The 19255-nt window shown below is 60.5% G+C and carries 12 protein-coding genes and 1 pseudogene; 4 read left to right on the top strand and 9 right to left on the bottom strand.

Annotated features, from left to right (window positions below; translation table 11 throughout):
• Position 1: 1 nt before the first annotated feature.
• A complete protein-coding gene (locus tag B071_RS0111365; RefSeq protein ID WP_040588306.1) occupies positions 2–2209 on the bottom strand; it encodes a methyl-accepting chemotaxis protein in 2208 nt (735 codons plus the stop codon).
• A gap of 716 nt (positions 2210–2925) precedes the next feature.
• On the opposite strand from B071_RS0111365, the gene B071_RS0111355 reads away from it, so the two are divergent.
• Together B071_RS0111355 and B071_RS0111345 are read left to right on the top strand one after the other, a co-directional pair.
• Positions 2926–4395 (top strand): FGGY family carbohydrate kinase, encoded by a 1470-nt coding sequence (locus tag B071_RS0111355; protein WP_018527202.1) that lies wholly within the window; start codon positions 2926–2928, stop codon positions 4393–4395.
• 631 nt (positions 4396–5026) lie between these two features.
• The gene (locus B071_RS0111345; RefSeq protein WP_438829693.1) at positions 5027–6313 is read left to right on the top strand and encodes a prenyltransferase; all 1287 of its coding nucleotides are present in this window, start codon (positions 5027–5029) and stop codon (positions 6311–6313) included.
• A gap of 82 nt (positions 6314–6395) precedes the next feature.
• Here B071_RS0111345 and B071_RS0111340 read toward each other — a convergent pair whose 3' ends face one another.
• The 3 genes from B071_RS0111340 to B071_RS0111330 form a co-directional block, all read right to left on the bottom strand.
• Positions 6396–7487 carry a polyprenyl synthetase family protein gene (locus B071_RS0111340; RefSeq protein ID WP_083914924.1) on the bottom strand — a complete coding sequence of 364 codons (1092 nt, stop codon included), beginning with the start codon at positions 7485–7487 and terminating at the stop codon, positions 6396–6398.
• The gene (locus B071_RS0111335) at positions 7424–9352 is read right to left on the bottom strand and encodes an NAD(P)/FAD-dependent oxidoreductase (protein ID WP_018527198.1); all 1929 of its coding nucleotides are present in this window, start codon (positions 9350–9352) and stop codon (positions 7424–7426) included. The genes B071_RS0111340 and B071_RS0111335 overlap by 64 nt, the downstream gene beginning before the upstream one ends.
• A 244-nt stretch (positions 9353–9596) precedes the next feature.
• Positions 9597–10502, bottom strand: coding sequence for an acetamidase/formamidase family protein (locus B071_RS0111330; protein ID WP_018527197.1), 906 nt, complete (start codon positions 10500–10502; stop codon positions 9597–9599).
• Between the two features lie 285 nt (positions 10503–10787).
• On the opposite strand from B071_RS0111330, the gene B071_RS0111325 reads away from it, so the two are divergent.
• A complete protein-coding gene (locus tag B071_RS0111325; protein WP_157703197.1) occupies positions 10788–11612 on the top strand; it encodes an SDR family NAD(P)-dependent oxidoreductase in 825 nt (274 codons plus the stop codon).
• Between the two features lie 86 nt (positions 11613–11698).
• The gene (locus B071_RS0111320; RefSeq protein ID WP_018527195.1) at positions 11699–12670 is read left to right on the top strand and encodes a beta/alpha barrel domain-containing protein; all 972 of its coding nucleotides are present in this window, start codon (positions 11699–11701) and stop codon (positions 12668–12670) included.
• 61 nt (positions 12671–12731) lie between these two features.
• Here B071_RS0111320 and B071_RS17300 read toward each other — a convergent pair whose 3' ends face one another.
• The 5 genes and pseudogenes from B071_RS17300 to B071_RS0111295 form a co-directional block, all read right to left on the bottom strand.
• The gene (locus B071_RS17300) at positions 12732–14135 is read right to left on the bottom strand and encodes a D-alanyl-D-alanine carboxypeptidase family protein (RefSeq protein WP_018527194.1); all 1404 of its coding nucleotides are present in this window, start codon (positions 14133–14135) and stop codon (positions 12732–12734) included.
• Between the two features lie 289 nt (positions 14136–14424).
• Positions 14425–15558: a hypothetical protein gene (locus B071_RS0111310; protein ID WP_018527193.1), complete on the bottom strand. Its 1134-nt coding sequence runs from the start codon at positions 15556–15558 to the stop codon at positions 14425–14427.
• Positions 15555–17465 carry a coiled-coil domain-containing protein gene (locus B071_RS0111305; RefSeq protein WP_018527192.1) on the bottom strand — a complete coding sequence of 637 codons (1911 nt, stop codon included), beginning with the start codon at positions 17463–17465 and terminating at the stop codon, positions 15555–15557. Before B071_RS0111305 ends, B071_RS0111310 begins: the two co-directional genes overlap by 4 nt.
• An 11-nt stretch (positions 17466–17476) precedes the next feature.
• A complete protein-coding gene (locus B071_RS0111300) occupies positions 17477–18325 on the bottom strand; it encodes an eCIS core domain-containing protein (protein ID WP_018527191.1) in 849 nt (282 codons plus the stop codon).
• A pseudogene (locus tag B071_RS0111295) lies at positions 18322–19255 on the bottom strand (hypothetical protein); the annotation flags it as partial. The gene B071_RS0111300 and the pseudogene B071_RS0111295, both read right to left, overlap by 4 nt.

Here is a 19255-nt window from a genome sequence, read left to right as displayed (position 1 = left end):
TCTACATCTCCTCAAAGGTGAGATCCAGCTCGTCCTGATTCAGGAGGGCCTTCTGCTCCAGGACCGATATGCCGCGTTCGATCTTCTTCCGGGGAGCGGGCGGGCCTTCCCCGGTCTCGGAGTCCTTTCGGGAGGCCTCCGTTCCGGGAGCGGCAGGAGAAGCGGAACAGGGTTGTTCGATCTGGTCGAGCTGTTTAGCCTGGTCAGGCTGTTTTGTCTGGTCAGGTTGTTCGGCCTGGTTGAGGTGTTTGGTCTGGTGTGCTCCCGGCTCGGGCCGCCTCTGTTCCGGAGAGGTCTCTTCCGGCGGCGTCTGCCCCGCTCTTCCGGGGGATGTGCCCGTTCCCCGATTCAGGATAGTAAAGTAATCGGCGATCGTTTCCAGCTTCTGGGCCTCTTCGAGGAGAGCGGCCGATGTCCTGGCGAGACCGTTGGTCTGTGCCGACTGCTCGTCGCTGGTGGCTGCCACCTCCTCTGAGGCCGAGGCCGTGTGCTGGACCATCTGATCCAGTTGCATTACCGCCTGGGTTACCTGGCTGGCGCCGGCGTTCATCTCCCTGGTAGAGGCGGTGATCTCCTGAACCAGATGGGCCGTTTTCTCGATATCGGGAACGGTTTCATTCAAGAGCGTTCCCGCCTCCTCGGCTATCCGCACCGATCCGGCGCTGATCTGCCTGATATCTCTGGCAGCCTCACCGGAGTTTTCTGCAAGTTTCCGGACCTGGGCCGCCACAACGGCAAAACCCTTTCCCTGCTCTCCCGCCCGGGCGGCCTCTATGGCAGCGTTGAGGGATAGCATGTTCGTCTCCCGGGCAATATCCTCGATGACGCTGATCTTCTCGGCGATCGCCTTCATGGCCCCCACCGTGTCCGCCACGGCAGCACCACTGCGCCGTGCTTTTTCAGCCGAGAGGAGCGCCATGTCCTGGGTGGTTCCGGCGTTATCGGCGGTCTGGCGAATGTTGGCCGCCATTTCCTCCATCGAGGCAGATACCTCTTCCACCGAGGCCGCCTGCTCGGAGGCACCCTGGGAAAGCTGTTGGGCCACTGAGGCCATCTGGGAAGTTCCCGAGGAGACATCGCTGCTTATCTGCGCCAGATCCCTGCTGGTGGAGGTTATCGTCTGGGCTCCTCTCTGGAGGCTCCCCACGATCTCGTTCATCTTCTCGCTTATCGCTCCCTGGGCCCGCGCCAGCTCCCCCCACTCGTCGCGCTTTCGAAGATAGTACTGTTCGTAGTCGGAGGAGAGATCCCGGGTCAGATCGCCCCGGGCGTATTCCCGGGCCTGATCCACGAAATCCTTCAGGAGGATGGCTGTGCTTCGAGCTACCATCCAGGCTGTAGCTACGACCGCCAGGACCGCCAGAAGGATCAGTCCCACCGTGACCCAGGCTATCCTGATCAGGGGTGCCGCGAGATCGGAATAGGGCAGCAGATAGGCCACGGACCAGTTGGGTGACCCGGGAACGGGGGCGTAGATCGCGTGGTATCGCTCTCCCTGGGGGTTCCGGTAATCCCCTCTCCCGGAGCGGCCCTGCAGAATCTCCCGGGCGATGGGGGCAAGCCCCTGGTATCCCTCGGCCCGGGCAATGTTCAGATTAAGGACCAGAGAGACCTCGGCATCGCCGATTATCAAACCCGTGCCGTCNACGACAGATCCACGGCCGTGTCTGCCAAAGCGCATCGCCCGGGTAAGTTCACCCAGGGCTTCCAGGGAGACCGATGCACCAAGGATGCCCGTCACCTCCCCTCGGGTATTCTTCAGGGCCTGGGCAACCACGGCGATGGGGTTTCCCGTGGCCATACTCCTCTGGCCCTGACTCACGGCGTAGTCCCGCCCCTCCTGGTAAATTGCCTGGACGTAATCCCGGTGGGAGAGGTTCCCCGTGAGGCCGTCGCTGGTGGTGAAATCGCCGGCCAGATCTACGAAGAACAGGTTTTCGACCTCCTCGGGGATCGTCTCGTGTCTTGCCAGGACTTCCCCGATGATCTGGTGAGACTCGTCGGTCTGGAATTCCCTTCCCAGGGCGATCTGGCGAACCGTGGAGAGGTGGCCCTCCAGCCATCGTCCCACCTCGGAGCTGCGGGCTTCCACGATTTCCAGGGACATCTCTTGGACGGTTCTGTTCTGGATTTGCAGGACCTGCCACAGGAGGACGGCGCCCACGAGGAAGAGCACACCCGCTGAGACTCCCCCAAAGAGAAGGGTCATCTCCGTGCGGATCGTCTTGAATCCCTGCCACCGGTATCTCCACCGTGTTACACTCTTTTTCACAATATGCTCCCTCTCCCGTTCTTCCCGAGCCTTTTTTCCGGGGTCCCATACTTGGGACCAACCCGCTGCTCCGGATCAACCTGGTACTCCGAAGCAAGGAGACCACAAGGAGGGAGGGGGAATCGTCCTGATTTATCGGAGAGGACTTGTCAGGGGAGTTCTGAAACAGAACTCTCCGGGAAGCGTGGCCTGNTCATCCGGGCCAGACCACTGCATTCGATTTGCTGTGACTGGTGAGGTAGCAAAGGCGATNGGGCNTGGCCTCGTTCACGGAGGTTTCTCCCGGGTGGGTGCCCGGAATGCGGCAGGAGATGGAGAGGCTGAGGCATAGGCAGGAATTCTCCCTCTGTGATCTGGCCGGGCGCCGCAGGCGCCCTCCCCCCGGGAGCGTGCTCCCGGGGGCGCGCAAGGCCGCAGGCGGAAATCCTGCCGCGCAAGGCGCGGCAGATTGGGAGCCGCAGGCCGACCCCGCCCGCATGGGCGGGGATGCGCCCATATTGTGCTCCTCCGGTTTATGGGGATTTTTTGAGGAAAACTTTTTCTTGACCGCAGCAGGGAGGAGTGTTTAACTGGTTTCATCCCTGAGGCCCGGGTAGCGTCCATATCTTCAGCGATCCGGGGGATTTCTTGAAACCAGCCGAGGAGCACTGACCATGAATGACGATAATCAGGCACAGCATTATCTTGCGATAGATCAGGGGGGACAGGCCACCAGGGCGATTCTCTTTGATGCCTGCGGGACCGCTCTGGAGGAGTTCAGTGCACCCATCACGACCAGCCATCCCGCACCGGACCGGGTCGAGCACGATCCCGAGGAGATGGCCCGGTCTGTTGAGGAGGCGCTCGCGGGGCTTGCCGAAAAGCTCGGCCACCAGATCCCTCCGGTACGGGCTGCCGGCTTTGCCACGCAGCGCTCGAGTGTAGCGTTCTGGGACCGCGCTTCGGGGGCGGCCCTGGCTCCGATCGCCTCGTGGCAGGATCGTCGCGATGCCGAACATCTGGAGAGGCTTCCCCAGGAGGCGTCGCGGGAGATTCCCCGTATTACCGGTCTCCGCGTGTCCCCCCACTACGGAGCGAACAAGTTGCGGTGGTTTCTGGAGAACCACGACGCTGTCAGGGCGGCGGCCCGGGCGGGGACGCTCTGTTGTGGCCCCCTGGCGAGTTTTCTCCTGGCCCGGTCTCTTCGGGAAGGGCCGGCCCTGGCCGATCCTGCCAATGCGTCGCGGACGTTGCTTTGGGATGTTCACAGCAAGAACTGGTCAGATGATCTTCTGGAGCTTTTCGGGATACCCCGGANGGTGCTTCCCGAATCGGTGCCGAGCAGNCACGCCTACGGCACGATAGCGTTGGGAGGCCAGATTATCCCCGTGACGGTCTGCACCGGTGATCAGTCGGCAGCGGTTTTCGCGGCGGGGATGCTCGATGAAGAGGCGGTCTACGTGAATATCGGCACCGGGGCGTTTATCCAGAAACCTACCCGCGCCAGCCACGATGATTCGGCTCCTCTTCTGCAGAGCGTTGTCTGGGACGATGGAGACGATGGGGTCCGGGTTCTGGAGGGGACGATCAACGGAGCAGCTGGAGCGCTGGTAGAGTGGATAGGGGGGGAGGAACCCAACTGGTCCCGCTATCTCAATGGCTGGCTCGAGGAGTCCCAAAGCCCTCCGCTTTTCCTCAATGGGGTTTCCGGGCTGGCGGCTCCCTACTGGATTCCCGATTTCCCCTCGGGTTACGTGGGNGAGAGTTCCTCCGGGNCCTCTCTGGGGGAGCGTGCCACGGCAGTGGCCGAGAGTGTGATCTTTCTGCTGGAGGAGAATCGCCGGGTTCTGCAGGAAAAGGGTGAACCCGTGAAGCGAATCATCATGACCGGGGGCCTGGCAAAGAGCGATGCCCTCTGTCAGCGCCTGGCGTCGCTGACAGAATGCGAGGTGATTCGTCCGGCCTACAGCGAGGCTACGGCTCGGGGGCTGTGCTATCTCCTGCGCAGTTGCGAAGAAGGTGCTACGGAAGAATCCTGGCAGGCCGCATCGGGCTCGGCGGTTCATTTTCTGCCCCGGCAGGCGCCNGAGCTTCACGGGCGGTATCGGGCCTGGCGGGAAGCGCTTCTTCGCCACCTGACCTGACGGCTCTTTCTCCGGCCCTGAAGGCAGGAACTGTCCAGGGCCGGATCGGAGCGCGCCAGCGCTACTTCATCTTGAGTCGTCCCACCGCTGCCTGGATCAGGCCGAAGTAGTCCTTGAAATCCGAGGCGGTTGCACGGGTTACCACGTCGGCCAGGCGCCAGCGATCATCGTTTCCACGGGTGATCTCGTCGAGCTGGAATCCGGAGCCGATGCGCTCGGCGGCGTCCTGAATTGCGTTCATGTTCGCTTCCCAGCCGAGTCCGCTTCCCCCGCTGCTCCAGTAGGTGGAGTCCCGTTTGGTGACGCCACCGTAGACGGTGGATGTAACCGGGAGAGGGTCTCCGCCGAAACTCTGGTGGACTGCGAAGGCTCCCTCCTGAATTCCGTGAAACCACTGGGCCATGGTCTCCTGATTCCTCAGAATCTCCAGATCCAGAAGAGCGTTCCCGACGGGGTTGCCCTGATCATCGGCGGCAACGTAGGCCAGGGCCGTCCCTACGGAGACCGCCGTGTAGGGTTTTCCCTGGTAGGAGACGTGGCGGGCGACAAAGATTTCGTTTCCCCGCACCTGATAGGACTCTGTGTTTTCCCGGGTCCACTCGCTGGAGTCGATGTCGACNATGGCCAGCGTATGGGGGAGAAACGCCTCGTCCACGTGGGTCGAGAGGCGTCCGTCATCTCCCGTGGTGACCAGGGCCATCCCCACGTATCCTCCGTGCACATAGGCATAGGCCTCGGAGCGTTGCCCCGGGGCAAATCCCGCAGGAGGCGGGGGAGCGCCACACCCGGCCAGCAANACCANCGCTCCAGCCAGAAGCGCGAAACCGCCAGTGATCGTTTTCGTATTCATCATCTACNCTCCTTTGTACGNACCGTTCATCATTACATGACTATATTACTACACAATGAGGNNAAAAGAGAAGGNTTTTACTCTGGTATTCCCCCGGATTATCGGGTACTCTTCAGGGAGCGTGCCAAAAAGGGAGGNGAAGGAGTGACGCTGTACCAGTTCGCCCGAATCGTGGAGCTGAGAACCAAGATTGTGAGTATCTCTTCCCTTNCTCTGGGAATCCTTGCCGCCCTTGCCTCGTCGGGAAGGTTTTTCCCGGGGCGTACCGGGGTTATGATCGTGGCGGTTCTTGCCGTGGACATGGGAACTACGGCGTTCAATACGTTCTTTGACTACTGGACCGGTGTTGATCGGCAGCAGACAAACCGGGAAGCCGACAAGGTTCTGGTCCACCAACGGGTAGCACCGGGAATCGCCCTGATCGTGGCGGTTCTTCTCTACGGGGTCGCGATCATTCTGGGTCTCTTTCTTGCAGTCCTGGTGCACCCTCTGATTGCGCCTGCGGGAGCTCTCTGCCTGGCCGTGGGGTTTTTCTACAACGGGGGGNCCCATCCTATCTCGCGGACTCCCTGGGGGGAGTTTTTTGCAGGGGGGTTTTTGGGGTGGTTTTTGCTGTGCCTCACAATTTTTGTTCATAACGGCGCGATCGCTCCCGGGGAACTGCTTCTGGGTATTCCTTCGGGGCTTTTTATCGCCTCTATCCTGACGGTAAACAATACCTGCGATATTGCCGGAGACACCCTGGCCGGACGAAGAACGCTCTCGATAATCACGGGGAGGCGGGTCGGTGAATCTCTGGTCTACATCCAGGGATTCCTCGCCTACGCTTCTCTCTTTACCCTGGGGGCGGCGGGGTTCCTCCACGGCGGTGCCCAGGTTACGGCTCCGCTTTTTCTTGTTCTTTCTCTTCCTCTCTACCTGGCCATGCACCGCCAGGGCTTCTCTCACGAGACAAAGAGCTCTTCCATGCAGCGGATCTCGGCNGCTTTTCTGCTCTTCTCGGTAAGTATGGCGTTGCCCCTGGGGCTGGCGGTTCTGGAGAGNNGGCCCTGGGNGGGCTTGCTCTGACGGCCCCACAGGCAGGCCGAGGGAGCGCGCTTTTTGCAGGACTTTTGCAGGACCCTCCCTCGGGNGGGTGTCCTGCTTGTGCCTAGGCGCTTCTGCGCAGGAGTCGCGCCGTGGTTTCCTGAAGGATATCCCGATCGGTTCCCGGGGGAAGACGCAGGATTTCCCGCTCTGCCCGGCGGGTATAGCGCTCTGCCAGAGACCTGGTCTCCCCGAGGGCTCCGCATCGCTCGAGCCGGTGGTGGATCTTCTCGAGGGCGCGGGCCCTGGTCGTGCGCCATCGGGCGTGCCGCACCTGGTTGGCGAGCTCTGGCAGGATACCCCCGGAATCGCGCTGCATCGCCAGAATGAGTGGCAGGGTCACGACACCGGCCCTGAGGTCGGTTCCCCCGGGCTTGCCCGTCTTCCGGGGATCTCCCGTGATATCCAGGAGGTCGTCGATAATCTGGAATCCTACGCCGAGATTGTATCCCAGGCGCCGCAAGGGTTCTGTCAGTTCCTCCGGGGGCGGCCCTCCCTCCAGGGCCCCGGCGTGAAAGCTCAAGGCGAAGAGAAGTGCTGTCTTTCCCACAATGCGGTGCAGATACCTGCGCGGGGTCAGATCAAAGCGGGGACGGTCCCCCGGCAGGGGGGAATTTTTCGGGTCATCCAGGCCCGACGATTCGTCGATGACCGACGAGACCAGGCGGGCCACCGAGGGAGTGAGTAGCTCGAGCCCCTCCTGACCACCCGATTTTGCAAAGAGCGCAAAACTCCGTGCAAAGAGATAATCCCCTGCGAGGACGGCTCTCCTGGTTCCCAGGGTGATGTGGAGGGAATNCCCCCCCCGGCGAGTCCTGGCACCGTCCACGATGTCGTCGTGGATGAGCGATGCCAGATGGAGCATCTCGATCGCAGCAGCCCGCTCTATAGATCCCTCGGTCAGGTCCTTACCGCCGTTGCCGATTCTGGCGGCCAGAATTACAAAGCCGGGCCTCAGCAGTTTGGCGTCTCTCCCGGAGAGATCCTGAAGGGCCCGGGAGATGATCCCCCCGGGGCCTGCGGTCTCCAGTTGCAGGAGGTGCTGAACGCGCGTCAACTCGCGCTGAACTTCGGGGTACCCTGCCCAGAAACTCAATCTCGTGGTTCTCCTATGTAGAGGTAGGTCTTGTGCGCGATTTTTCGCTTGTTCCACCATCGCTTGAGCCAGGGCATGAGGTAATGGTCCAGACCGAACCCTCGCCCGCCACCTCCGAGCATCACCAGGGACGCGGCCATATACCAGAGAAGTTCCGGATTGCCCCAGCCCGAGCTGATGAACATGAGGCTGAAGACGATGGAGACCCCCGCAGCCAGGAAGGTAAAACATCCCGCGATGAGGGCCAGGCCGATTCCGATCTGCCCGATAACGACCGCTGCCTGGAGGAGAAAGGCCAGTACGGGATAGGCGGAGAGAATGTTTTCTGCGAACCAGGTGTAGGGAGCCAGGGCCTCAATCAGGGGCTGTCCGTAGGCATCGGCTCCCTCGGTTGCAGCCGAGACTGCATCGGCGGGGCCAAAGGAGACGCCGGGGAGATGGATCGATTCGGGCCATACCTTCAGAATGCCGTCGTAGCCGGGATAGAGCCACCCCTCGCGAATATGCTTGATCCCCTCGTGGAGCCATTTCCCGCCCAGGAAGAGGCGCAACGGAACGGTCCAGTAGACAGGCACCTTCCAGGAGAGGTGTCCCCGGAAGAGGGAGCGGTCTCCCTTTACGGTGAGGAACTGGCCGCTGATGTATTCCCAGCAGGCGTTTACCCCGGCCAGGCCGAAGAGGTAGTGCAGGTTCACCAGGTGCTTCATTGCCAGCGCCCAGAACCCGGCCATGGATACCCCCAGTACTTCGGCTACTCCCCACTTGCTTCCTACGGAGACCATAAAGCCGTGGTAGGCCGAGCGGAAGGGCCGAAGCTCTGTCCCCTCGATTTCGGCGATGATGTTGTGGGCTGCTGTATCGGCCGTCTGCAACGCCGTCTCCACGATCTGGGGGACCACGTGATCGCCCTCAACGTACCAGAGTACGTCACCCACCAGGTATATCTCTTTCCGGTCCACGGACTGCATGTAATCATTCACCAGGAGGCGACCACGCTGCCCTACCACGTAGCGCTCGGACTCGTCGAACCGGCACCCCGCCATGCCGTGGATACCCTCCACGGAGGCAACAGAGCATTCCCCCCGGGCGGTATGACCCTTTGTAAGATCCAGGCGGTTACTCAGCTCGCCGCCGTGCACTCCGGCGGTCCAGATGAACGTGTCGGTGTGGATGGTCTGTTCGCCCGCAGAAACGGTCCCCTCCCCGGCAGCGGTGACAGGAGCCTTCAGGAGAATTTCCCCTCCCATTGAACGGAGACGTTTTTCTGCCTTTTTCTGCAATTTTTCCGGGAGAATGGGGAGGATCGTCTCCTGGGCTTCCACCAGCACGACTCTCACTTCCCCTTCGTCGATGTGCCAGGCCGGGCACAGTTCCTTTGTGCGCTCCAGCAACTCCCCTGCCAGTTCCACGCCGGTGAAACCGGCTCCGGCGATGACGAAGGTCAGCATCTGCCTCCGTTTATCGGGGTCCGGTTCTTTTGCCGCCTCGCGGAACTGGCGCTCCACGTGCCCCCGAATCCGAAGGGCATCTTCCAGGGACCAGAGGGTAAAGCTGTGTTCCTGTACCCCGGGGATGTCGAAGAACTCCGGTGCTCCACCGGAGCCGATCACCAGAAAATCGTAGGAGTATCGCGCCGTGGAGGAGAGAAGAGTCCGTCCCTCCGTATCGATGCCGGTTATCTCGTCCACCACTACCTGGAGCGGTGAGGCCCCAAAGATTTTTCTGAAGCTTACCTGAACAGCCTCGGGGCCGGTTCGCGAACCGGCGACCTCGTGGAGTTCGGTCATGAGGGTGTGGTAGGGGTTCTTGTCGATCAGGGTAATTTCTACCGAGGGGTTCCGGGAAAAGCGCTTCAGCAGTTTTTTTGCTACCTGGATGCCCCCGTAGCCTCCCCCGAGAATTACTATCCGCTTTCTTTCTTCCATCCTTCTCCCCTTCCTGCGATTCTTCTTCCTGTGATTTTTTTCCTGTGACTCTTCTTCCTGTGAGGTCAGGTTATAATATTACAAATACTATCATGAATTTCCAGCGGTCAGGCCAGATTTCTTCCTGTTTCTGAAGAACCTCGGAGTATTTGAGGAGGAGGGGTGGCGGGGTGCGAGATCAGGGTCAGGCAGAGCGCCTGCCCCTGATCGCTATCGCTATTCGCAGCGTCTGGATCGGCAGCGCCTAGAAAAGGCTCGTAAAATACTCTGCCACCACCGCTTTGGGCATGCGATAACGGACTGTCACCTGGGGATCCACGACCTGGGCGATCTCGGTGTGGCCAGCCAGGCTCATAAGCATGGTGGAGTCCGCCAGGGAGAGCCCGGTCTTGTGCTGGATGAGGTTCGCCATGGTTGCTACTGCCCGGTGTGTTGCTGCGTCCAGGGTTTCCCCCGAGACAATGGAGTAGAAATCGTGGTCATCCTCCAGCAGGGGATGCTCCAGGGGGAGGAACGTCGAGGCCGACTGGGGAATCAGCGAGAGGCGAAGCGTGAGTTCAGCGGCCACCTCCAGACCGCTCACACCGATCTCCCCATCGCCCATGGCACCGTGGACGTCACCGGCACCAAAGAGGGCTCCCTCGTGGAAGATCGGGAGATAGAGCGTTGCCCCCTCGCGAATGACGCGATTGTCCATGTTTCCACCGTGATCTCCGGGAACTCCGTTGGGAACGGCCTCGTCCCGGGGAGCTACGCCAATGACCCCGATCATCTTGTTCAGGGGCAGAGCGATGTGATCGTTGAAGTGAACCCGGTCGTCCAGGGGAAGCACTTTGACATGGGCGGCCTCGATCCTGTCACCCAGGACGCCTGCCCCGGGGACCACGCAGACGACCCCCGAATTTGCGATATCGATTTCCAGGATATCAACTTTCAGGACATCTCCCGGCCGGGCTCCGCGAAGCGCCACCGGGCCCGTGGCGGGGTTTACACGGCCCCAGTCGAGGCCTGTAAAGTCCTGGGGACGGGATATCTGGTTGGAAAAGCAGTCTTGTGTAACCATCCGGATCTCGGCACCGCTTTCCACGGTAGCCACCGGTGTCAGACCGCTGTGAAAGGAGTAGAAGACCGATTCATCGTCGATGCGCATGTGTTCCTCCTGATGTTCATGTTATCGTTCCCCGGCATTTCCCCGGAACTTTCATTCTCTCCGGGAATGCCATTTTTCCCGGGAAGTATATCACCGGACCATTATATTCCCGAAAGACGGAATACACCAGACCGGTTCGTGATTGACAGCCTCCTCCTGCTGGGGCAAGATCCCCCGGCGGGACAGGATCTTGCCGGCGGGACAGGATTTTACCGGCGGGATAACATCTCTCCGGCGGGACAGCCCCCCCGGCGGATCACGGTTTTCCCGGAAAGGAGCGTTTACATGGGAACGGATATTCCTCTTCACCGGATTGCCTGCATCACCGGTGCCACCAGTGGAATTGGCGAAGCCTTTGCCCGGGAGCTCTCCGACCGGGGATGGGGACTCATTCTGACGGGACGACGGGAACACCTGCTGGAGAAGCTCGCGGGAGAACTCCCTGGGGGCCCTCCCCTGCGGCTTGTCCCGGGAGATCTCCGGGACCCTCAGGACCGCCAGCACCTTCTGGAGGCACTCAAGGAGACCCCGGGGCTGGAACTGGTCATTCATAACGCCGGCTATGGCCTGGACCGGCCGTTCCTGCAGGCATCACCGGAAGAAGTCCTGGCCCTGGGGGAGCTTCACGTTCAGTCCACAGCTCTCCTGGTGAATCAGGTCGTTCCCCTGCTCTGCCCGGACAGGCCCCGGCGGAGTTCATCAGCACCCCCCGGGATTATCCTGGTCTCATCGGCAGCAGCCTTTCTTCCGGCACCGGGACCGGCCCTGTACACTGCCACCAAGGCGTTTATCGTCTCCCTGGGAAGGGCGCTGTTCCCCGAACTTTCACGGCGGGGGATCGCCCTTCAGGTTTTGTGTCCCGGGTTCACCCGCACGGGTTTTCACGATCATCTGGGGTGGGACCCTCAACGGCTCCAGAACCGGGGGCTGATTCGATGGATGGACCCCCGGGATGTGGCGAAACGATCTCTCCGCCGCCTGTGGAGACCCGCCCCGGGGATCACGGGGCGATCGCCCGTATACGTTCCAGGTTTCTCCAACCGCCTGATTCTGGCGCTCGCCAGGCTGGTGCCACGACGAATCTATAACGCCCTGGCCCGATCCTGGTAGGAACTCTTCCCGCTCCGGCAGCATTCCGCTTCGGCAGCATTTCGCTCCTTGCCTAAGGGGCCAAGCCCTTCTATACTCTGGCCACGATGATAGACCTGAACGTAACCTATGCAGGCCTCTCCCTGAAGAGTCCGGTGATCGTCGAGTTTCTTGACACACTTCCTCCACCGGAAATCGTTGACAACCTGAACACCGTGGGCGCAGGCGCCGTGGTGCTTCCTCCTCTGGACGAGGATTGGCTCTCCTGGAGCGAGAACGATCAGGAAATAACCGGGAACAACCAGACCGACGGAGCGATTCGGGACAGCGAAAAGATCCGTCGACGGTTGAACTATAACTCCTATCTGGAGCACGTGGAGAAGCTCACGGACCTGACGGAGATACCGATCATCACACCCCTGCAATGCGGCCGAAGGGGTGAGTGGCTCAACACGACCCGGGCCATGGAGAAGGCCGGAGCCGGTGCCGTTATCCTCATGCCGCTCCGGGAAGAGCGTTGCCGGGCCATGCGCTCCGATCGGCTGGAGAAGGAGATCCTTCGGACAAGCGCCGCAGTAGCCCCCAAAACAAACATCCCCGTCACCGTCCAGCTTCCCGCTGCACCCTACGGTATGCAGGCTCTGGTTCATACCCTGGGTGAAAGCTCGGTGAAGGGGATCTTCCTGAAAAGCTCTGCCGCCCTGACCGCCATCGATATCGAGACGATCTCCACCGATTCCCGGGCTATTCAGGACCGGCGGTCCGACGCAGAGTTTGTCACGGTCCTCTCGTCGATCCAGCTCCTCTACCGTCGGGTTGCCCCGCACATCGCCGCACGCCTCCCCCTGGGACAGCCCGACAGTCTGGCCGAGAGCATCCTGGCCGGGGCAACTCTGGGAACAATTCCCGTCGGTGCAGGGAAAGAGACCGAAGCGGGTTCCTGGGCAAAAGATTACCAGGAGGCCCTGCTCCGGTGGATGCGACGCAAGGGTTTTGCCAGCCTCTTCGACCTTCGCGGGAGCCTCAGCGAGAGCCGACGTTCCAGCTCCCTGGAAAACCCCGGGGAACACGAGTCCTAGCGCCCCCCGGGAGATCAGCCCGGGCTGATCCGGACGCTGCTTTCCCGCCCTGCGCCCCTCTTCATGCGACAAGGCTCAGGGCAAGGCGGGAAAACCACCACCTCAGGCGGTCCCAGCTCCGGCGCAGAAACCCTCCCGCCTCCAGGGGCTGTGCAAACCACAGAGGGACTTCCAGGAGTGGTTCCTCACCCAGAAAATACCGCACCTTCCCCGCCGGCGATGTCCGCTCCCGGGGTGCCCAGACACTGTCGGGCATCTCTACTTCTCCCCGAAGCAGGCTCTCTGTCCCGGCGGGGATCACAACAGAGAGATTCTGCTCGGCTGCCACCGTACCAAAGCGCTCACGCCCGCCCCAGACGGGAATATCCTGAGGGGGAGGAAGAGCCAGGGGAACGGTCTGAAAAGAGGAGAAGGCCCAGTCAAAGAGGCTGATTGCATCCTGGGACCGGCGTCTGCCTCCCTCGAGGTGAGTGGGCCCCGCAACACCAAGCACCACAGCGATCAGTCGCTGATCGCCACGCCGCGCCGTGGCAACCACGTTGTAGCCGGCAGCGCTGGTGTAGCCCGTCTTCATCCCATCTACCCCGGGGTAGTCCCGCAAGAGGGTGTTCCGGTTGTACTGGATGATGGTATTCCCCTGTAGCCGCCCCCCAGGAAAATGCCGGGCCTCGGGATAGGCAAAGGACTGCAGGGAAAAGAGTTTTGGCAGCGATTCGGGCCAGCGCTCGATAAACACCCGGGTAAACAGCGCTATTTCCCGGGCGGTGATCCTGTTTCCGGGACTGAGCCCCGAGGGCTCCTCAAAATAGAGGCTCTTCAACCCCAGGGAATGGACACTCCGGTTCATCTCGCCGGCAAAGGAGCTCACCGAGCCGGCCACACGGAGGGCCACCTCCACAGCTGCATCGTTTCCGCTGGAAACTGCCAGACCCCGCAGAAGGTCCCAACCGTTTACCAGCTGATCGGGACCAAGAAACATGAGAGAACTGCGGGGGGGCATAGCCCGGGCGTAGGCTTCGGGGTGGACCGGCAGGGCCTCCTCCAGGGGGAAGCGGTCATCCCGCGACGCCTCCAGGGCCGTATAGACCGTGACCAGTTTTGTCACCGAGGCAGGGACCCACTCCGCATCGATACCCCGTTCGTAGAGGATCGTTCCCGTGGTATAATCCATGATCGCCACGACCGGGGCGTATTCCACAAATGGAGGGGGAACGGAAAAACGCTCGGCAGCGCTGTGTTCCCGGGGGGAGCTCTGCTCCCGCAAAAGATCGGCTGCTGCTTCGACCTCGCCCGGCGTCGGGCTTTTCCCGGTTTCCCCTGCCGGGAGGAGGCCGCTCGCAAGAGCAAAGAGGAGGGCGCACACGAGGATCCGGAAAATTCCTCCCGAAAAGAGCGGGGGCGCCCCGGCACCACAGAGGCCCGGAACGCTCCTGGAGCCGCTGAAAAACCTGCGTAAAGAAACCATGCCCCTGTACTATCAAGAGATCTGTAAAATGTCTATCGGGGATAGGGCATCGGCGGTACATTGTATCCTCTCCAGGATCTTCGGCCGCCCTGCGGCAGCACGCTGCCGCATCCGGGTGCTCCGCTGCAATTCCTCGGGCCCGCTCACTCCTCGCCCAACGAACCTCCTGGCCTGCACAGGCTTCACTCTCGCGCGGTGCCCGCTTCCGGCTCACTGCCCCTCGCCGGCGGTCACCGCCAGGCCCTGCGGGATTTCCGCTCCGCCCCCTGGCGGGGGAAGCACCTTGACCTTATCGAGAGGCCTCAAACCCGCTGATGATATACACCTCATCAGCTACCTGCAGGGCAAGTTCCCGGCCATCGGGGCTGAACAGCATGTCCTCAAGGGTATACCCCTCGGCCATCTCTACCAGCACCTCGGGAGCTCCGCCTTCCTCAGGAACCAGGAAGATATACTCCCGAAACGCTCTACCATTATCCGACATAATCCGGGCGGCAAAGGCAATACGGTCAAGGTAGACCGAGTATCCCAGATGTTCCTGAATGCGAAACGGGTCGTCCCTCCCAAGCTCCCCGTCAATGCCGTAGTCGCGCAGATCAAGGGGTATCGGGGTGATGGTATATTCACCGATTTCTTCATCGTTTGGTGGCAGCGCATCAGGCATATCCAGCACCCACAAAGAACTGGGCAGCACCTCGTAATTCACGACCGGAAAGGGCAGCATGGTGTTCTTTTCCGTGCGGGAATACCACACTCGTGATCCGTCTCTCTCGCCAATCTCGGTAGGACGAAAATCTACCGACTCGTCCATGGCCACCGTCATCACAAATCGGGTGTCATACATGTAGCGGATCATATACAACCGGCGCAAATACCAGCTCAGCTCCCCGGGTTCGTAGTCTCCGTGCAACTCATCGGCAGACAGGGTGAACAATCGCCCGGGGCGTTCGTCAGGGGCATAGGCCTCGGTGTGTAACATTCGTCCGGTAAAGATACTCCAGGGATTCCCATACCCAAATCCGTTGAAAACAAATACCCATTTGCTATCTTTCGACATTCCGATAATTACCCCGGGCATGTTTCCGCCGGCAGAAACACGCCGGCCGCTTTCAAGTGAGTACAAGAGTCCCTCACCTACCGGATACTCATTGAATGCAACCCACGCACCATTGTTATACAGAACATGCACGCCGAGGTCGTAGTGGTAGAAGTGTTCGCGATACACCTCTGTTACCTGTCCGGCAACAAAATCAATGTAGTTAATCACATCTTCTGTCCCGGATATAACGCGATCCTGTTCATTCAGCAGATGTATTTCGGGATCATCAATTACTATTGAGAAAGGAATATTTTGAGATTCAATCTGTACTGGAAAAAACAAAAAGACATAGAACAGAAATCGAAACTTTTTTAAACAAATCATCGGTTCTCCGAAACAGTATCCAGATACTTCTGGTAATCTGCCTCAAGCACAAAGTACTCAAGCGGCTCTCGTTGTCCAAACCCGCCACCAATTGTTAGCTCTGTTGTGGCTCCCGAGGATCCTCCGGCCTGGAAGATGCGCATGTTCCGCTCATTAAAATCATCATACGCGGTAGGGAGATAATTCGGATCAGGATACAGTACGGCTACGTGTCCCGAACCAACGCCCTCATTCTCCCATCCTACAATCACCGGTGCAGATATCGTGTTCACAATCGCGTGTGCCGCCTGCGGATTTCTGATTTTTCGCCACTGCGCCTCCGCTTCTGGCCTGTTCCCTCCTGCGTTTGCGCGCAGGGCCTGTATCATAGTGTTCGCGCTGCGCTCTCCGGTTACCACCCGTTCTCCCTGCTCGTTGATCGAGAATCTCAACCGGGGATTCTGGATTTGAATGCTATCGAAACGCTCATCAAAGAACCTCGGATTATCCCTCGTATGCTCAGCCACCGCCGCGCCTACCAGGAAGTTGCAGTAGCTTGCCCGCACCATGTCCTGCCAGCTTCCACCATTCTCTTGTAGTGCCCGCAGCGGCACATCCAGGTTCATCGCGGCTATGCGCTGTTCTACCTCGGTATTCATGCGCTCGATCTCCTGTTCAATCTGCCCCACACGCCCCTCAATCGGCTGCATGGTTGCAAGCTCCGCATCGTGGGCCGCAAGCTCACCCCGTGCTTCCCTCACCAGTTCCTTCATGTCCTGCTCGGCAGCAAGCTGCTGATTATAGCGCTGCTGGGTCTGCGTGGGTAACAGCAGCAATAATTCGCGCCAGATTCTTTCAAGCCCATTGCGTGACTCCCGGGCGCTCAAACGCTCTCCCTTCACCCGCATAAGCTCGCCCTCGCTCTGCCGAACCTTCGCTTCCAACTCATCGTACCTCACGCGCTCTCGATACTCCTGGCGAGCCTGCTGTCGCCGCCCATTCTCTTGCTCTACCCGCTGTCGTTCTTCCCGTAACTGCCGGTTCAGACCATGCCGCTGATGCTCCCAGTCCTTCAATCCCCGTACCAGCCCGATGAAATCTGCACCTTCTCCGCCTTCGGGCTCTACAACCTCCCCTCGGTTCCATTCCCTCACCGTTACCAAACCGGGATCGACGATATGATGGCCTCTGCTATCCACCGGCAATTCAACCACCGCCATTTGCTCCCCCGGATAATGGGCATCCGGCGACAACAGCTTCCGCTGCGGCAGCCGCCACAACACATACCGCTCGTGATACGCCACAGTTCTGTTGCCATAATCCCCTCGGTCTTCACTCCGGTTCACCCGATGCCGATACAGCACCTCTTCATTTCCCGCTGCATCCACGCTGAACCGTTCCCGAACCACCTTGTAATAATAGCCTGAGCTGTTCCAGATATCAGCCGTGTTACCGCTTTCCACCCCAAACCACTGAAACCCCGGCTGAAAGGCTTCGGCACTGCGCTGACTCACCGTCTCTACCAGCTGATCAAACCGGCTTTGTACATTCTGGGCCTCTCTCTGTCTGGCCGTCCACCGTTCCTGCTCTTTTCGGGCAAACTCTTCGTGCGACAAAATATCTGCAATAGGCTCATCAAGCTCCTGCAATGCCTTTTCAAGCCGCTCCTCTGTTTTCCTCAGATCTTCCCCATCGCCATCATACAGCCTTCGCACCAGCTCATATCTCCGGGTTTCGCTCTCCACCCCGTTACTGTGGAAGTTGATTAAAGCCTCAGCATCATCAAGATCATTCCCGTGGCTGGTCGCATACCCTCCATGCGCGCGTCCGGCAAGCTCTACTCTTCGGGCCACACTGTTAAATCGTTTCAGTAGTTGTACTATCCGAAGGGAACGACCCAGTTTATCAAAATCAGTTTCGTGACTCATTTGTCGCCCCCTCAGGCGCAGGCCCGTTGCAGCCAGCTATAGTAACGGAGCAGAAGTTGCTCATACTCTTCGGCTGGTCGTGCAAGTCGTTCATCTTCCAGCCAGACCCGGATACCATCAGAAACCCGATCCATTACTGCCTGGTATTCCTTTCGGCTCATGCAGACCATCTGACCACTGGGGAGCTGGACCCGGTAGGTTATCCCGCGACTTCGGTTCTGAAAGGCCGCCATACTCTTTTCCTCCGGTTTTCCTCCGACGCATCCTTCCTGCCCGGCATCACGGAGCGCTTCCTCCAGACCTTCAGGATCAATCCCCGATTCCGTGCCTGAACCCACAATTGGTCCATGCACTCCATGGAGTCGCACACGGGAGAGCGAGGCCTCCATTGCCAGCGCGCATTCTTCCATCAGCTCGATTTCCTCGGCATACACCAGTCTGTTCCCGCGCTGAAACTGAACAACGTGGGCAAGTTCATGCGCGAGAAGTTTCAGGCCTTCCTCACTATCGGGGGCATAGCTTCCCTGCGAAAAATACAGGTCATACCCGACACTCACCGCCAAGGCTCCATTTGAACGCGCAATTTCATCAGCATCGGGTCCAAGATGAATCCGTACCATCGACAGATCGACCCCAAACAGCCGCTCATACTGTTCCCTCGTCGTCATATCAAGCGGGAACACCCGATCCTCATTTCCTCTGTGTCCCCGCACATCCCAACCACTCTGACTTCCACCATAATCTCTCTTTCTGAAGAGACCGTGTGTGTCACTATCCTCATCCAGTTCTCTGGTCTCTCGATGCAGGGTCAGGATAGCCTCAACATACACCCTGATCTCTTCATGGACCGACTGGCTCATACCATGTCCTCCATCGCCCGACGCTGTATTTCTCTCAGGAACTCATCAGAGGATGTCATGATCTCGCCACCACTTCCTGCTCCCCCACTCCCCCCAGCTCCACCAACGTCGTGGCTGGCACTGCGGGCCAGGGCAGGCTGGGCATCTCTTTCCCCGGCGAGGGCGGCCTTGTCGGTCTCGTAGTTGCGCCGGATCCGTTCCATCCGCTCCTCTTCGGGCTCCCGCCTCCCAGCCCTGGCAGGAGCTGCTTCGGCCCCGGCTCCGGCAGGAGTTCCCGGAGCAGGAGCGCCTCCGGCCCTTCGCGCAAAACCACGCTCCTCGCCGCCCCCCAATCCGCCCGGCATCGTCCCGGTCATCGACACAGCTCCGGCAGGATTGCCGGGAACAGCGCTCCTCCCCGCGCCCCCGCCCGGGATCATCACCCCCGAAACCACCTCCGGGCCCGACGACACCTGTCGAGGTCCGCGAATCACACCACCCCCGGGCCCCACTCCACGCTCCTGCTGCCGCGTCCCTTCTGCCGACACCCGGGGCATCCCGCCGTACCACCGCACCCGGCCCGATCCCTCTTCCTGACGAACCACCCCGGGTCCTCGCCCTCCGCTTCCCGTCCAGATGCTCCCGGGCGTACCGCCCCCGAGGCTCCGCCGTACAACATCGATCCCCTGGAAACTCCGAGCATCCGCGCCGGGGCGCGCGCCCTCCCGCAGGTCCTTCATCGCCGTCACAAGCCGCTCCTGCACCTCCTCGTCGTAGCCGAGAAACGCCCAGAGCAACTCGCTTCTCGCCCCTCCGGCGCCCTCGGGGGTGGCCGTGGTGATCACACTCACCCCACGGGCTGCTTCACCGGCGGGCTGCGCGAGCAGACGAGCCATCACCAGCGCTCCGCCGCTCATCCCAACCGCTGCTGCAGTCTGCACCTGCGCAGCC

The sequence above is a fragment of the Alkalispirochaeta alkalica DSM 8900 genome (genome assembly GCF_000373545.1).
Lineage (GTDB): Bacteria > Spirochaetota > Spirochaetia > DSM-27196 > Alkalispirochaetaceae > Alkalispirochaeta > Alkalispirochaeta alkalica.
The sequence above is the reverse complement of the archived record's forward strand: the minus strand, read 5'-3'. Positions and strand labels throughout refer to the sequence as shown.

Coding starts and splice junctions, on each gene's coding strand:
- B071_RS0111335 (WP_018527198.1), bottom strand. CDS start 9,352: ATGGAAGAAAGAAAGCGGATAGTAATTCTCGGGGGAGGCTACGGGGGC.
- B071_RS0111305 (WP_018527192.1), bottom strand. CDS start 17,465: ATGAGTCACGAAACTGATTTTGATAAACTGGGTCGTTCCCTTCGGATA.
- B071_RS0111325 (WP_157703197.1), top strand. CDS start 10,788: ATGGGAACGGATATTCCTCTTCACCGGATTGCCTGCATCACCGGTGCC.
- B071_RS0111300 (WP_018527191.1), bottom strand. CDS start 18,325: ATGAGCCAGTCGGTCCATGAAGAGATCAGGGTGTATGTTGAGGCTATC.
- B071_RS0111320 (WP_018527195.1), top strand. CDS start 11,699: ATGATAGACCTGAACGTAACCTATGCAGGCCTCTCCCTGAAGAGTCCG.
- B071_RS0111330 (WP_018527197.1), bottom strand. CDS start 10,502: ATGCGCATCGACGATGAATCGGTCTTCTACTCCTTTCACAGCGGTCTG.
- B071_RS0111310 (WP_018527193.1), bottom strand. CDS start 15,558: ATGATTTGTTTAAAAAAGTTTCGATTTCTGTTCTATGTCTTTTTGTTT.
- B071_RS17300 (WP_018527194.1), bottom strand. CDS start 14,135: ATGGTTTCTTTACGCAGGTTTTTCAGCGGCTCCAGGAGCGTTCCGGGC.